At 37.3% G+C, this 14,908-nt stretch carries 13 protein-coding genes; 10 read left to right on the top strand and 3 right to left on the bottom strand.

Annotated elements, in window-relative coordinates; all coding sequences use genetic code 11:
• Positions 1 to 3 precede the first annotated feature (3 nt).
• Both lipB and B176_RS0102650 read right to left on the bottom strand, forming a co-directional pair.
• Entirely contained in the window at positions 4 to 708 is a 705-nt protein-coding gene (lipB, locus tag B176_RS0102655) for a lipoyl(octanoyl) transferase LipB (protein WP_017257227.1), read from the bottom strand.
• Positions 705 to 1,343 carry a 4'-phosphopantetheinyl transferase family protein gene (locus tag B176_RS0102650; RefSeq protein WP_017257226.1) on the bottom strand — a complete coding sequence of 213 codons (639 nt, stop codon included), beginning with the start codon at positions 1,341 to 1,343 and terminating at the stop codon, positions 705 to 707. The genes lipB and B176_RS0102650 overlap by 4 nt, the downstream gene beginning before the upstream one ends.
• A 71-nt stretch (positions 1,344 to 1,414) precedes the next feature.
• Here B176_RS0102650 and dcd point away from each other — a divergent pair, with 71 nt between their 5' ends.
• The 5 genes from dcd (at position 1,415) to B176_RS0102625 (ending at position 7,475) form a co-directional block, all read left to right on the top strand.
• A complete protein-coding gene (gene dcd, locus B176_RS0102645) occupies positions 1,415 to 1,951 on the top strand; it encodes a dCTP deaminase (protein ID WP_017257225.1) in 537 nt (178 codons plus the stop codon).
• An 86-nt stretch (positions 1,952 to 2,037) separates the two neighbouring features.
• On the top strand, positions 2,038 to 4,740 hold the full coding sequence (locus tag B176_RS0102640; protein ID WP_017257224.1) for a Plug domain-containing protein: 2,703 nt from the start codon (positions 2,038 to 2,040) through the stop codon (positions 4,738 to 4,740).
• 6 nt (positions 4,741 to 4,746) lie between these two features.
• Complete coding sequence (locus tag B176_RS0102635; RefSeq protein ID WP_017257223.1) at positions 4,747 to 5,517, top strand: enoyl-CoA hydratase/isomerase family protein; 771 nt, start codon at positions 4,747 to 4,749, stop codon at positions 5,515 to 5,517.
• Between the two features lie 309 nt (positions 5,518 to 5,826).
• Positions 5,827 to 6,702 (top strand): SDR family oxidoreductase, encoded by an 876-nt coding sequence (locus tag B176_RS0102630; protein WP_017257222.1) that lies wholly within the window; start codon positions 5,827 to 5,829, stop codon positions 6,700 to 6,702.
• Positions 6,703 to 6,827: 125 nt separating this feature from the next.
• Complete coding sequence (locus tag B176_RS0102625; protein ID WP_017257221.1) at positions 6,828 to 7,475, top strand: HD domain-containing protein; 648 nt, start codon at positions 6,828 to 6,830, stop codon at positions 7,473 to 7,475.
• 802 nt (positions 7,476 to 8,277) lie between these two features.
• Here B176_RS0102625 and ruvC read toward each other — a convergent pair.
• Positions 8,278 to 8,844, bottom strand: a complete 567-nt coding sequence (gene ruvC, locus B176_RS0102605) for a crossover junction endodeoxyribonuclease RuvC (protein WP_026063122.1) — start codon at positions 8,842 to 8,844, stop codon at positions 8,278 to 8,280.
• Between the two features lie 50 nt (positions 8,845 to 8,894).
• Here ruvC and B176_RS0102600 point away from each other — a divergent pair, with 50 nt between their 5' ends.
• The 5 genes from B176_RS0102600 (at position 8,895) to B176_RS0102580 (ending at position 14,862) form a co-directional block, all read left to right on the top strand.
• A complete protein-coding gene (locus B176_RS0102600) occupies positions 8,895 to 9,869 on the top strand; it encodes a lysylphosphatidylglycerol synthase domain-containing protein (protein ID WP_026063121.1) in 975 nt (324 codons plus the stop codon).
• A 49-nt stretch (positions 9,870 to 9,918) separates the two neighbouring features.
• A complete protein-coding gene (locus B176_RS0102595; protein ID WP_017257215.1) occupies positions 9,919 to 10,983 on the top strand; it encodes a glycosyltransferase family 2 protein in 1,065 nt (354 codons plus the stop codon).
• Between the two features lie 12 nt (positions 10,984 to 10,995).
• Positions 10,996 to 12,108, top strand: a complete 1,113-nt coding sequence (locus tag B176_RS0102590; protein ID WP_017257214.1) for an ABC transporter permease — start codon at positions 10,996 to 10,998, stop codon at positions 12,106 to 12,108.
• 173 nt (positions 12,109 to 12,281) lie between these two features.
• The gene (locus B176_RS0102585; RefSeq protein WP_017257213.1) at positions 12,282 to 13,529 is read left to right on the top strand and encodes a PP2C family protein-serine/threonine phosphatase; all 1,248 of its coding nucleotides are present in this window, start codon (positions 12,282 to 12,284) and stop codon (positions 13,527 to 13,529) included.
• A 202-nt stretch (positions 13,530 to 13,731) separates the two neighbouring features.
• Positions 13,732 to 14,862 (top strand): acyltransferase family protein, encoded by a 1,131-nt coding sequence (locus B176_RS0102580; RefSeq protein ID WP_017257212.1) that lies wholly within the window; start codon positions 13,732 to 13,734, stop codon positions 14,860 to 14,862.
• Positions 14,863 to 14,908: the final 46 nt, after the last annotated feature.

Here is a 14,908-nt window from a genome sequence, read left to right as displayed (position 1 = left end):
ACATCATACCATTTGCATATCAAAAAGTACGGCAATATGTTGTTTTAGGTTTTCTTTAACTTCATTTATAGCTACGGGGTGCCCCAGTTCGCGTTGCATAGAGGTAACGTCTTTATCATCGATACCACAAGGCACTATATTTTTAAAATAATCCAGGTTGGCATTTACATTAAAAGCAAAACCATGCATGGTTACCCAACGACTACAACGTACACCCATTGCACAAATTTTTCGAGCTTTCTCATTATCGGCATCAATCCAAACACCGGTAAAACCGGGATACCTACCCGCTGTTATGCCATAATCTTTAAGTGTAAGAATCACGGCCTCCTCTAAAGTTCGGAGGTATAAATGAATATCGGTAAAAAAATTATCGAGGTCTAAAATGGGATAACCTACCAATTGCCCTGGCCCATGATAGGTAATATCACCACCACGGTTAATCTTATAATAAGTGGCTTCTTTCTCTTTCAACTGGCTCTCATCCAACAACAGATTTTCTGGCTTACCACTTTTCCCTAAAGTATATACGTGTGGATGCTCTACAAAAACAAGCGTATTGGTAGTCTGTTTTTCTTCATCGGGATGAGTTCTGTTGAACGATTTGATAGCTACCGCTTCAGAAAAAACTTGTTCCTGCCTATCCCAAGCTTCCTGATAATCAAGCAGACCCCAATCTTCAAAAATTACTTTTTTATTCTTTATCATTCGCAAACGTAGCCTAACATGTAATCTTCAATCCTTTTAAAATTAACAACGTAATTTTTAAAGCGATTGTTTTTCTCAATTTTCGCTTTTAGCATCCCTTCATCAGCGTAAGTAAAATCATTTAATTTGATGTGATCTTTAAACGAAGTTTCTTTTTTTCCGTTGAGTTTGTACAAAGCTTCTTTGGCACACCAGCATACGTAAAGTTTCTCAATCCTATCGGTTTTGCCTATAAACTCCAGTTCTTTATCAGCCAAAAATTTTTGCTGTACCCTTTCTATCTTCGATTTTATAACTTCTATATCTATCCCAACTTTTCTGGTTTTACTTACCATTACCGCCGCATAATCATAAGAATGGCTTAAAGAAATATGGTGAGGATGGTTTGCAAGGTAAGGTTTCCCGCTTTCGTCGACCTGAAAATCAATGTATTCGTTGGTATTAATCATTTTGCGCAAAAGCACACGTGTTGCCAGCCAATGCAAATTTCTTTTTTCTTTCCCTAACGATTTTAAAAGAACAATCTCATGCTCTTTAAGTTGCAATTGTGCCTCCAATTCTGCAGGAGTCTCCGTAATTTTCCATAAACCGATAGCAGTATCCGAGTTAATATCTTGATAAAAAGTTATAGGCATTTCTAAAATTATAATTTATTATCGAAAGTATTTTAAATTAATTATAATTTAGGGTTTATCAAAAATAAACCATGATACTTTCTGACCAACTTATACTAAAAGAAATTGAAGCCGGTACAATTGTAATAGAACCCTTTAATAGAGACTGTTTAGGCACTAATTCTTACGATGTGCATTTAGGAAAACATTTGGCTTGCTATAAAGACAGAGAACTTGACGCTAAAAAACACAACACTATTGAGCATTTTGAGATTCCGAAAGAAGGTTTTGTGCTACAACCCAACACTTTATACCTTGGTGTTACATTAGAATATACCGAAACACACAAACATGTTCCGTTTTTAGAAGGCAAATCTAGCACCGGAAGATTGGGGATTGACATACACGCCACAGCAGGAAAAGGAGACGTTGGTTTTTGCAATACTTGGACCTTAGAAATATCTGCTACACAGCCTGTACGGATTTACGCGGGAATGCCGATTGGACAATTAATTTATTTTGTAGTTGAAGGTGATATAGAAACCATGTACAACACCAAAGGAAACGCAAAATACAACAACAAAACCACCAAACCTGTAGAAAGCATGATGTGGAAAAATCAGTTCTAAAACGAAAATTAATACTTATACCTAAAGCCTCTAACAGAGGCTTTTTTAAATTTTAAACCTTGTTGTAAAAAAATCATCCTAAGTAAATGAAAACAAAAAAAACTTCCGGCATTTTATTGCTATTCGCTAGCGCCTATTTTTTATTAAGCTTTACAGCCGATGATGACCCACTGACAAAGTTTTTAAAAAGTTTTCAGCAATACTTTACAACTCACACACAAGAAAAAATATACCTCCATACAGACAAACCTTACTACGCTGTTGGGGATCAAATTTGGTTTAAAGCTTATGTTGTTGATGCACAAAATTTAAAATCAACACCAAACAGCAATATACTTTATGTTGATTTAATTGACGCTAAAGACTCGGTACAAAAAACCTTGCGTTTACCTTTGGTTGCTGGTTTAGGTTGGGGCAATTTTGAATTAAAAGATTCGATAAAAGAAGGAAATTACCGCTTGCGGGCATATACCACATGGATGCGTAATTACGACGAGGCTTTCTTTTACGATAAAACATTTAAGGTTGGAAACGCATGGGCTAACCAATTGATTACTAAAGCAACATATAGTTTTACGCAGGAAGAAAAATCGGAAAAAATAAATTCAAAAATCAACTTCAGCAATTTAGATGGCTACCCTTACGCTAACAAAGAAGTAACCTACAATGTTGTTATAGAAGGTAAAACAATTACAAAAGGCAAAATTAAGACCGATGAAAAAGGAAATATTGAGTTAGGATTTAATAATACCAAAGCATCTTTTGGAAATAGCGGGCGTATCAATGCGGCAATTAAAATCGGCGAAAACACAACGATAGACAAAATTATACCAATAAAAAGCACCTCTAACTCGGTTGATGTTCAGTTTTTTCCAGAAGGCGGCAATTTAGTACAGGATGTAAGAAGCAAGGTTGCATTTAAAGCTTTAGGCGCAGATGGATTGGGAAAAGCAATAGCTGGATATGTGCAGGATAACAATGGCGAAAAACTAGCTTTGATTAACACACGCAATTTAGGAATGGGCATTTTTAGCTTAACCCCTAAAGCAGGAAAAACTTACGAAGCCGTAGTAAAGTTCGAAGATGGATCGGAAAGGAACATCAAACTACCCACCGTGTTGGCAGAAGGTGCTACATTAAGTATAATGAGTTCACAAGCTGATAGTATTACCGTTAAAGTTGCTGTTAATAATGGTTTTTTACAGCAGAACTTAAATAAATTTTTCACTGTAGTTGCGCAAAACAGTGGCAATATACTGTATACCGCCAGCTCAAAAATTACGTCCTTAGCGTTTTCGGCAAAGCTTGATAGATCACGGTTTATTTCTGGCATTAACCAATTTACACTATTTGATGAAAACATGCAGCCTATAGCAGAAAGGCTGATTTTTATTCCGCCAACAGATACTATTGGGTTAGCTATCAACACCGATAAAACAACATACACCCAAAGAAGCAAAGCTACTTTATCCATAAAATCGACAGGCTCCAATGGTCTGCCTGTAATGGGTGCGTTCTCTATAGCGGTAGTTGATGCTGGCAAAGTAAACATACCTAATGATGAGGAAGAAAGCATTTTTACCAACTTATTGCTTACTTCCGACATTAAGGGCTATGTTGAAAAACCCAACTATTACTTAAGCAACATTACCGAGAGTAAAACAATAGATACTGATGTATTGATGCTTACCCAAGGCTGGCGCCGTTTCAACTGGAAAAATTTAAACGTTCCGCAAAAGGATACTTTTAAACCAGAAAAAACTTTGAGCATTAGCGGGCGGGTAACCCGAGGAAAAGATAAACCGGTAGTAGACGGTACCGTAACCATATTTTCGTCTGGCAAGAAACCGTTTTTAGTGCAGACTAAAACAAATGCATTAGGCGAGTTTATGGTCGATAGTCTTTACTTTCCGGACAGTACCCGATTTATGGTGCAGGCAAGAAACGTAAAAGACCGAAAATTTGTGGAGATTGAGCTTTACAACAGCACCTTTCCGGTTGTATTAAAAAATAAAAACCAGGCAGATTTAACGGTCAATATCAACGATTCTATGACGGCCTATCTAAAAAATAGCAAATCACAATATGAAGAATGGCTCAAAAACGGAATTGTAAACCGTTCTATTTTATTAGGCGAGGTGGTTGTGGTTGATAAAAAACCCGAAGTTCAAGAAACATCAAATTTAAACGGCTCTGGAAATGCGGACAAAGTGTTAACAGAAAAAGATTTCGGAAACGCTTTTTCTATTGAACAAGCATTGCAAGGGCGAATTGCTGGCTTAACAATTAATGATGGGATTGCTTATATCAGAGGTAGAGAAGCGCAGATTATAGTTGACGGAATGAATATGGAGCCAGAGTCTTTAAGCGACATCCCCATTCAAGATGTTGAATCTATCGAAATTTTAAAAAGTATAGCCTATACTGCAATATACGGAGGCGGAGGTGCTGGCGGTGTGATTATTATCAATACCAAAAGAGGCAAACCAGGCTTCGTGAGCAAAGTATTTGTACCGGGCGTAGTTACTTACCAGCCTATTGGTTTTTTAAAAACTAAAGAATTTTATGTCCCAAATTATGCCGACCCAAAATTAAACGCTAGCGTTGCCGATTTAAGAACTACTATTTACTGGAACCCGAATATTATTACAGACAAGTTAGGCAACGCAAACGTGAGCTTTTATAACGGAGATAATACAGGAAAATACAGAGTTATACTTGAAGGAACAGATTTAAATGGTCATCTTGCTAGAAAAGTAATCAACTATAATGTGATTCCAAAAAAATAAAACAAAATGGAGACTCTTAAAATAACCATACAGGATAGCATAGCAATTATTGCTTTAGACCGCGGAAAGTCTAACGCCATGAATGAGAAAATGCTGGACGAGTTGAAAAAAATAATTACCAGTATTGAACAAGACGCCAACATTTTTGGTGTGATATTGACCGGTAAGCATGGTTTTTTTACGGCTGGTTTAGACTTAATTGAACTTTATGGTTATGATGAGTTGCAGATGAAAGTTTTTTGGGCCAAGTTTTTAGACTTAGTTAAAGCGCTAACCAGTTTTAAAAAGCCTTTAATTACTGCCATAAGTGGCCATAGCCCCGCAGGTGGTTGTGTTTTAGCAATTTGTTCTGATTACCGCGTAATGGCGGAAGGCGAGTTTATCATCGGGTTAAATGAAGTGCCAGTTGGCATTATTGTACCCGATAGTATTTTTGAACTTTATGCTTTTTGGATTGGTAAAGGCAATGCTTACCGCAATTTATTAGAGGGTAAACTAATGGGTTCGGCCGAAGCAAAAACTATAGGTTTGGTTGATGTGGTTAAACCCATAGACTCTTTGATGACGGCAGCTTTAAAGCAGATGAAGGTTTACCTACAATTGGAGCAAAACACTTGGCAACAAAGTAAGCTGAACATACGCAAAGCCTTGATCGAAAAAATGAACGAGGACCAAACCGAGACGTTAGACAAAATGTTAGCGCAATGGTGGTCACCAAGTACGCGTTCTATTTTAAAAACCATTATTGAGAATTTGCAGGGAAAAAAGGCTGGGTAATCGCTTTTAAAGCATATTCACATCTTCTAATATGTCATTTTGCATATCAGAAGAGGCTTTTTATTTATTGGGTTTTGCGTAAGGGATTGCAGTGAAAATCCTTTTTTGTGATCCTGAGCACTGTCACTCTGAGCGGAGCCGAAGAGGGAGTTGAAGGATGAACAAAAAAGATTGCAACGGAAAGCCCGACCCGCCCTTTAGCGGGTTACGCCCATATATTTGTTACTTCCCTTAAATATCTACACCCGTTTTAGCTTGCTATTTTACCAAAATCACTATCTTACATAAAACACATTAAATTTAAAGACCATGTACAACCAACCCATGTTAAGAGACGATGCTTTAAAAGGTAAAACCTATGTAGTAACCGGTGGAGGAACGGGCTTGGGAAAGGCAATGAGTACTTATTTATTGCAATTAGGGGCAAATGTGGTCATCACATCGCGAAAGTTAGAGGTATTGCAAAAAACAGCCGAAGAGTTGGAAGCAAAAACTGGCGGTAAAGTTTTGGCAGTTGCCTGCGATGTTAGAGATGCTGAGCAGGTAGAAAACGTTTTGAATGCTTCTTTAGAAAAGTTTAAAACCGTTGATGGTTTGTTGAACAACGCAGCGGGAAATTTCATTTCGCCGACGGAAAGATTGTCTGCAAATGCTTTTAGCACCATTATAGATATTGTTTTGAAGGGAACCGTAAACTGCACTTTGGCTTTTGGCAAACACTGGATCAAAGAAAAACAGCCGGCAAGTATTTTAAATATTGTGACTACTTATGCATTTACAGGCTCGGGCTACGTGGTTCCGTCGGCATGCGCAAAAGGTGGCGTTTTAGCAATGACAAAATCTTTAGCGGCGGAATGGGGGCATTACCAAATTAGGTGTAATGCTATTGCGCCAGGCCCCTTCCCTACAAAAGGCGCTTGGGATAGATTATTGCCCGGAGAAATGGCTAAAAAATTTGATTTTAAAAATCGCGTTCCATTAAAAAGAGTGGGCGATCATCAAGAACTGGCAAACTTAGCCGCTTATCTATTGTCGGATTTTTCGGGATATATTAACGGGGAAATCATTACAATTGATGGGGGCGAATGGTTACAGGGAGCTGGACAATTTAATGGTTTGGAGATTGTAACGGACGAAATGTGGGATGGTTTAGAGCAGATGATAAGGGGAACGAAGGGGAGTTAGGTTTGAATGGTGAATGGTGAATGGTGAATGGTGAATGGTGAATGGTGAATGGTGAATGGTGAAAATTTAATTTTTTGAAAATTATTAAAATAAATATTTCCGGATAAAAAATCTGGATCGGATGTATGCAAGATAAAATACAACTCACCCTAAGTTTTGTAAAAAAAGAACTCGAAAACGCAGAGGCAGGTCATGATTGGTGGCATATTGAACGCGTCTGGAAAACGGCGAAGGAAATTGCCAAGCATGAACATGTAAATTTGGATGTGGTTGAATTTGCAGCGCTTTTACATGATATTGCCGACTCTAAATTCCATAACGGAGATGAAGAAATTGGTCCGCAAAAAGCTGGCGATTTTTTAAAATCTATCAATATAGCTGATGAAATTGTTATACATGTACAGCAAATCATCAGAAACATGTCGTTTAAAGCTAGTTTGGGTGTGCTTAATTTTTCGTCGCCAGAAATGTTGGTAGTACAAGATGCAGACAGGTTAGATGCAATTGGTGCAATTGGCATCGCCCGGGCTTTTACTTATGGTGGTTTTAAAAACCGAGAACTTTACAACCCAGCTATTCCGCCACAGATCAACCAAAGTAAAGAAGCTTATAAAAACACAACAGCTCCTACCATCAATCATTTTTACGAAAAACTATTGTTGCTGAAAGATAAAATGAATACCGTAACTGGGAAGCAGGTTGCACAACAACGCCATGCTTTTATGCTACAATACTTAGAACAGTTTTATGGCGAGTGGGAAGGAAAACGTTGAAATGATGTATTTTTGGATCTATTGACATTATCCAGCCCAAACAAGGTCTGCACACAACATTCCATTGATGTTAAAATTTATAAAAAGGCATTTCCACACAGCCTTTCCGGCCTCTTGAGCGGCCAACTCAAGTTCTTTTTTCCTTGATGAAAAAAGAACCAAAAAAATCAAGGCTTCCGAATCTTTGTTCATTACACCGTAATAAATCTTTTAGCGCAATCCAAGCCGTGAGAACGGTATTGCTTTAACAAAGTTTCTACAACACTTCTGCAGATTGCTGATGCCTGTAGATAAACAAAGTTTCTGCAAAAGATTTATCGGGTTCCAATCCAAACATTCTAAGGCCAGACTTGCTAAGTGGCTCTGCTATTTCTATTATAAAGGTTACCATAATAAGTTTTCACAATACAAGGAGCGGTGGAAGTGCTGGAAAATCAGAAAATCAGCAGCAGTAGACTTAATAACAGCACTGCCAAGCATATAGCGAAAGCGGTTTTACGTCGGGTTTGCAATGCACTTTGTTAACGTAGTTCCTAGTAAAAATAAGCGCACTTGATTTTCTGATGTGCGGTGGCTTTGCGCCAAAAGCACCTGTGCGACAAAAAAAGAGTTTTGTTTCTTTTTATCTAAAAAGAAATAGCCTTTCCGGCGGCAATGAGCCGGGAGGATTTTATACCTTAATCTGAAATATAATAAATAAACGCAGGGTTCTCGAAAAGAAAAATCCCGCTTAGACTGAATACTTGGAGCAATTTTACGGTGAGTGGGAAGGAAAACGTTGAAATGATTTTTAACGAACAGATTATTTAACCCGCTTTACATTATCTTTAGCAAAAGCTTCCCAACCACTGTAAGATTTACCGGTACCGCTAGTTGAGATTTTCTGGAACGAATGACAAACCGCAACACCCAAACCATCCGTGGCATCTAAAAACTCTGGCGTTTCCTTAAAATTCAGCAATTGCTTTAACATAGCCGCAAGCTGTTCTTTAGTGGCATTTCCGTTTCCAGTAACAGATTGCTTTATCTTTTTTGGTGAATATTCAAAAATTGGCAATCCTTTAGCCAAACCTGCAGCCATTGCAACTCCTTGTGCCCTACCCAACTTTAGCATTACCTGAATGTTTTTACCGTAGAAAGGTGCTTCCAAAGCAATACAATCGGGATGGTATTGCTCAATTAAGTTCGTTGTTTTTTCAAAAATACGTTGCAGTTTCAAAAAATGATCGTCCAAATGGGTCATTTTTACCACCCCCAAACTAATCAGTTCAATCTTACTTCCGGTTTCTTTTATCAAACCATAACCCATCACCGCAGTACCTGGATCAATCCCTAGGATAATACGTTCTTTGGATTTTTCTTTCAACATGGCTGCAATATTAGCGTAAATTCTTAACATTGTATAAAATCACATACCCGTTGACGGCAAAGCAGAAAAAAATAATCAGTTACAGCTTAAAAATAATTATCGTTGTTTTAGCTGGTTATTTTATTTACCAAAAACTCAGCAACCACCAAAATCTTAGTCAGTTTAACCAACTCATAAAAGACTTATCTCCTGTTAAGGTTTACAGCACAATAACTTTGGTTTTTTTACTGATGCTGGCCAATTGGCTAATTGAAAGCGCAAAATGGAAATTCCTGATTTCAAAAGTTGAACGCATTAGTTATTATAAAGCCGTAGAATCTGTTTTTTGTGGCTTAACCTGGGCCATTTTTACTCCCAACAGAATTGGAGAATATGGCGGTAGGGTATTTTTTCTTTCGCCAAGGCGGCGGATACAAGGAGCCGTTGCCATGAGCGTTGGGCAAATTGCGCAAATGGTGATTACTAATGTGGTTGGCGCAATTGCTTTACTATGGTTTATCTATAATTTTAAACCCTTAGACCAATGGTTATTTATAGCCATCTGCTTTTTGGTAATGGGTTTCTGCTTTTTTTTCATCGTGTTTTATTTTAACATCCGTTGGATAGAAAAATCTTTAAACAGCATCAATTTCTTAAAAAAGTTCAAACGATTTTTTTCGGTCCTCAATCGTTATCACCACAAAGAACTTACTAAAGTAATGTTGTACAGCATCGCCAGGTTTTCGGTATTTACGATCCAATATATTGTAATTATTTATCTGTTGCTACCAGAAATCCATTTTTATCAGTCAGCTTTAATGGTTTTTATCCTGTTCTTTATCCAATCTGCATTGCCATCGTTAGATTTATTGGATGTTGGCGTACGCAGTTTAACGGCAACTTACTTTTTTGGTTTTATCACCACACATGATGTGGCAATAATGGCCGCAATTGCGTTAATTTGGTTTGTGAATTTAATTATTCCTGCCATCATTGGTTCTTACTTTGTTTTTAAACTGAAATTTTTTGATAGTCGTAATAATTAGCTGCTTATCCTTAGCTCTCACTTTTTTATATGCTTTTTTAGTGTTCTTTTTGAGAACAGGTTGGCAAAAAATCCCTTTCTATACGCCATTGGTTGTTTTGCCAAAAACTAAAGTTTCGGTTTTAATTGCAGCCAGAAATGAGGCCGAAAGTATCCATTTAACCATTGAAGATATATTACAACAGAATTACCCAAAAGAACTTTTTGAACTCATTATTGTAGATGATCATTCTACAGATAACACTTCTGGCATTATCGCCAGCTATGCGGATCGCGGTGTTAAATTAATCCAGCTTAATGAAAGCGAACCCCTAAATTCTTATAAAAAGAAAGCAATTGCCGAAGCTATAAAAGTTACCTCTGGCGAGTTGATTGTGGCTACAGACGCCGATTGTAGAATGGGAAAAAACTGGCTGTTGAGTGTAGTGGGGCTTTATCAGGAGAAAAACTTTAATTTAATAAGCTCGCCGGTTGTTTATCATCAAGAAAAATCTCTTTTTGAACGCTTACAAACCCTAGAGTTTTTATACCTTATTGGATTAGGTGCGGCAGGCATTGGGAACAAAATGCCCTCAACCTGTAACGGGGCTAACTTGGCTTATAAAAAAGAGGTGTTTTTAAAATTGGGCGGTTTTAAAGGTATTGATGATTTGGCATCTGGCGACGATGAACTCTTTTTACATAAAGTAGCGAAAGCTTATCCGGGCACCATTGGTTTCTGCAAATCGTATGATGCGCTGGTTTATACCCATGCCAAATCAACCGTAAAAGAATTTATCCAACAAAGAAGACGCTGGGCTAGCAAAAGCGTAAAATACAAAGACAAAAAAATAATTGCGTTAGCCGTTTGTATGTGGCTCTTTAACCTTTCTTTAGCACTAAACTTTGTACTTGCCTTTTTTTATCCCGATTTTTTAAAATTAGTAGCCATTCAGTTTGTGATAAAATTTAGTGCCGAACTATTTTTCTTAGAACCGCTTACTAACTTTGTTAAACGTAAAGGCTTGCTCATTAACCTCACCTTTCTAACATTTTTACATGTGGTGTATTTCATTTATATTGGGATAATGGGCAACGCCGGTAAATACAATTGGAAAGGCCGTATGGTAAAATAAGTCGTTAATATCGTGGAAAGCAACTCAAACAAATCATGGCGTACTTTTGCTAAAAACAAACTCTCTTTAATCGGCTTGTTTTTTATTACGCTAGTTACCGTTTTAGCTTTTTTAGGTTATTGGCTTACGCCCGATGATAGTCCAATGGCAAATGAAATGCATCTGGAACTCAATATCGAAAAACCTGGTTCTAGTTTCACTTTTATCAAAACACCAAAAAATCCCGAGCCACCAAAAGTTAATCTGTTTACAAAACTTTTGCATGGGCAAACCAATGCATTTGATTTAACACCCGTTACCACGTATCGATTTAATTCGCAGTACTTATGGTATAAAGAATATTTAGGTGCCGGCGAAAGCAGCGAATGGAAGAAAATTGGGCTTAACACTTTTAAAGGTAAAACTCAATATCAAATCAAAAAAGAAAACATTATTAACAAAACTTTTTGGCTAGGTACCGATATTTACGGCAGGGATTTACTGAGCAGAATCATCATCGGAGCTCGCGTTTCTTTAACCGTGGGTTTTATGGCAGTTCTCATCAGTTTAGTTTTGGGCATCAGTTTAGGCGCAGCCGCCGGATTTTTTGGTGGCAGAATCGACGCTATTATCAGTTGGTTAATGAATGTTTTATGGTCTTTACCGGCCTTATTATTAGTCATTGCTATTTCTTTTGCTTTAGGAAAAGGCTTTTGGCAGGTTTTTATTGCCGTTGGCTTATCCATGTGGGTAGAAGTTGCCCGCTTGGTACGCGGACAGGTTTTATCTTTAAAAAACACCGAATTTGTGGAAGCTGCCCGTTCTCTGGGTTTTTCAAATCTACGCATCATCTATATCCATATTCTACCCAATATTATGGGCGCCATTTTAGTGATGGCGGCATCTAACTTTGCATCAGCAATTTTATTAGAAGCTGGTTTAAGCTTTTTAGGTTTTGGTGCACAACCGCCAATGCCAACTTGGGGCGGAATGATTAAGGAACATTACGGTTATATTGTGATGGATGGCGCTTACCTAGCCTTGATTCCCGGCTTAATGATTATGCTTACGGTTTACGCGTTCAACTTAATTACCATCGGACTTAGAGATTTGTTTGATTTAAAAGCCGATGTCTCTAATGTTTAACTTTCAGAAAAATTTCTATTTTTCTAAAGCCAAATTGCAATGTCAATTATCCTTTTCTTTCCGGTCATTATACTTTTTTTTCGCTTGAAAACGGAAAAAACAAACCTTTAGTTGACACTTTGTATTGCTTTCTGTACATTTAGTTTTCTAAACCATACACAACAGACAAAAAAATGCAAGAGCATGATTCTTCAGAATCTGATGCCCAGATAGATATAGTAGAACTCTTGTTAAAGCGACAAGCTGAATTAAGTGCACTATTAGAAATTACGAGGGCAATTAATAGCAATGTATCCAGTGAAACCCTAGTTGAAATGCTAGAAACGATCATGAGAAACAACCTACGCGTTAAAAAGTTTAGATTGTTGCTTTTAAACATAGATCAATATTTTTGCGTGTCTAATTTTGGTGATGAACTTGAGGCCCCAGAAGATTTGCAAGTGATTGCTGACGAATTGATGCCACTAAAATACCCCGTGAATATCACTGACCATCAGAATCCGATATTCAATGCATTTGATTATTTTATTCCTGTTCACCACAAAGAAGAGGCTCTAGCTTTTGTGCTTGTAGGGAAGTTTGAAAACGACGAAAAATTACTGGGAAACAGTGTCGATTATATTCAAACACTAATTAATGTAATTGTTGTAGCCTTTGAAAACAAAAAACTTTTTAAAGAGCGCCTACACCGTGAACGTTTACAAAGAGAAGTTGAATTGGCTAGGCAGGTCCAAAACATGCTGATTCCACAAAACCTACCAAAAACCAACCTTTTAGATGTAGAATCTATTTATAGACCACACCAGAGTATTGGTGGCGATTTTTTTGATTTTATACAGATAAACCCCGAAGAATTTCTATGGTGCGTTGCGGATGTATCTGGCAAGGGAATTTCCGCAGCTTTAATTATGGCCAATTTTCAGGCTAGCTTAAGAGCACTGGTTTCCTTAAACACTCCTTTAACTACGCTTATACAGAAGCTAAACGAAATTGTTTACAACAATACCAAAGGCGACCGCTTTATCACCTTATTTTTAGGAGTTTATAACGACAAAACACGATTAGTCAAATATATCAACGCCGGACACAATAGCCCCTTAGTAATTCATGAAAATGAAGTTATAGAACTAAAAAAAGGTACTACTATGATTGGCGTTTTTGATGAGCTACCTTTTGTAAACGAAGGTGAAATCACGCTGGAACATGATGCTATTATATTTAACTATACCGACGGAATTATTGAGTTTGACGGCGAAGAAGAACACTCTATTACCGAAGAGGAATTGATTGAGTTTTTGCGAGAACATAAATCCAAAGATTTAAAACATCTGCATAAAGAGCTGATTAACAAAATGGATGTTTTAAGGAATTACCTAGAAGCCACAGACGATATCACTATTCTATCGCTTAAAATCCATTAATTTTTTCCAAGAACTCCGCTACTCACTCTTAAGGATGTTTTATAGCTAATCAAAAATCCACAGGATTATGGAAACATAGCTCAATTAATGCTAAAACCTACATAAAGTAGCTGAGTTACTGGAAAAAAATACTGCAATTATTCTTTGATAATTGCCTATATTGGATTTGCGAATCCTAAATTATAAACCTAAAAATCAATAAATGCGTATCACAAATAACGCACCTGACAATAAACAGTCAGGAGGCAGGCTGGAGTCTTTGGATGTTCTCCGTGGGTTCGACATGCTTTTTATCTCGGGCGGTGCAACCTTGATTTATTTATTGAAAGGAAAAACAAATTTGCCTTGGGTAGATGTTTTGGCAGATCAATTCAAACATCCCGAATGGCATGGTTTCACGTTTTACGATTTTATTTTTCCGCTATTTCTATTTATGGCCGGCGTATCCATGAGCTACAGCCTAAGTAGTGGTGTGCAAAAAGGAATTCCTAAAATAGAATTATATAAAAAGCTATTTAAAAGAATGTTGGTTCTAATTGCATTAGGCTTAGTTTACAAAAACAATCCGCTTAAAATATTTGAGCCAGAAACTATTCGGTTTGGAAGCGTATTGGGTCGCATTGGATTTGCCACTTTTGTTAGCGGTATTTTGTATGTAAACTTTCCAAAAAAGCAATTGTACTGGATATCGGGTATTGTTTTGGGCTATTACGCAGCGCTTTTTCTTATTCCTGCTCCTGGCTATTTAGCTGGCGATCTATCTTTTGAGGGCAACTTACCGGGGTGGATAGACCGCCACATAATGCCTGGACGGTTGCTACAAAAAACCTATGATGAGCTTGCTTTTTCCACCCAACTGCCGTCCCTTTGCTTAACACTATTTGGGACTATTGCCGGAGATATATTGAGGAAAAACTCATCGCTATGGCAAGAAAAATTACAAAGACTTATTATTTTTGGAGTGGTAAGCATTGGTATCGGACTTATTTGGAGCTTACATTTCCCAATCAACAAACACCTATGGTCTAGCTCTTTTGTGCTATTGACCGCAGGGATGTCTTTTCTGTTTTTAGCACTCTTTTATTGGGTGATAGACATTAAAAAGTACAAACGGATAGGTTTCTTTTTCAAGGTTATTGGTATGAACTCTCTGTTGATTTACCTAGCAAACGGCCTATTTAATATGAAGTACACTTCCACAAGACTATTTAAAGGAATTTACCAATATGCGCCAGAGCAGTGGCATGATTTCTACATCGCTTTAGGCGCCTTGGGTGTCACTTGGTTTATTTTGTATTTCTTATACAAAAACAAGGTTTTCCTCAAAATATAAATATTTTTTATCGCAAGAATCTAAAAAATGATGTTAAACCTGAACT

The organism is Pedobacter arcticus A12, from assembly GCF_000302595.1.
Taxonomy (GTDB): Bacteria; Bacteroidota; Bacteroidia; order Sphingobacteriales; family Sphingobacteriaceae; genus Pseudopedobacter; species Pseudopedobacter arcticus.
Note: the sequence above shows the minus strand (reverse complement) of the source record. Positions and strands in the feature narration are given on the sequence as shown.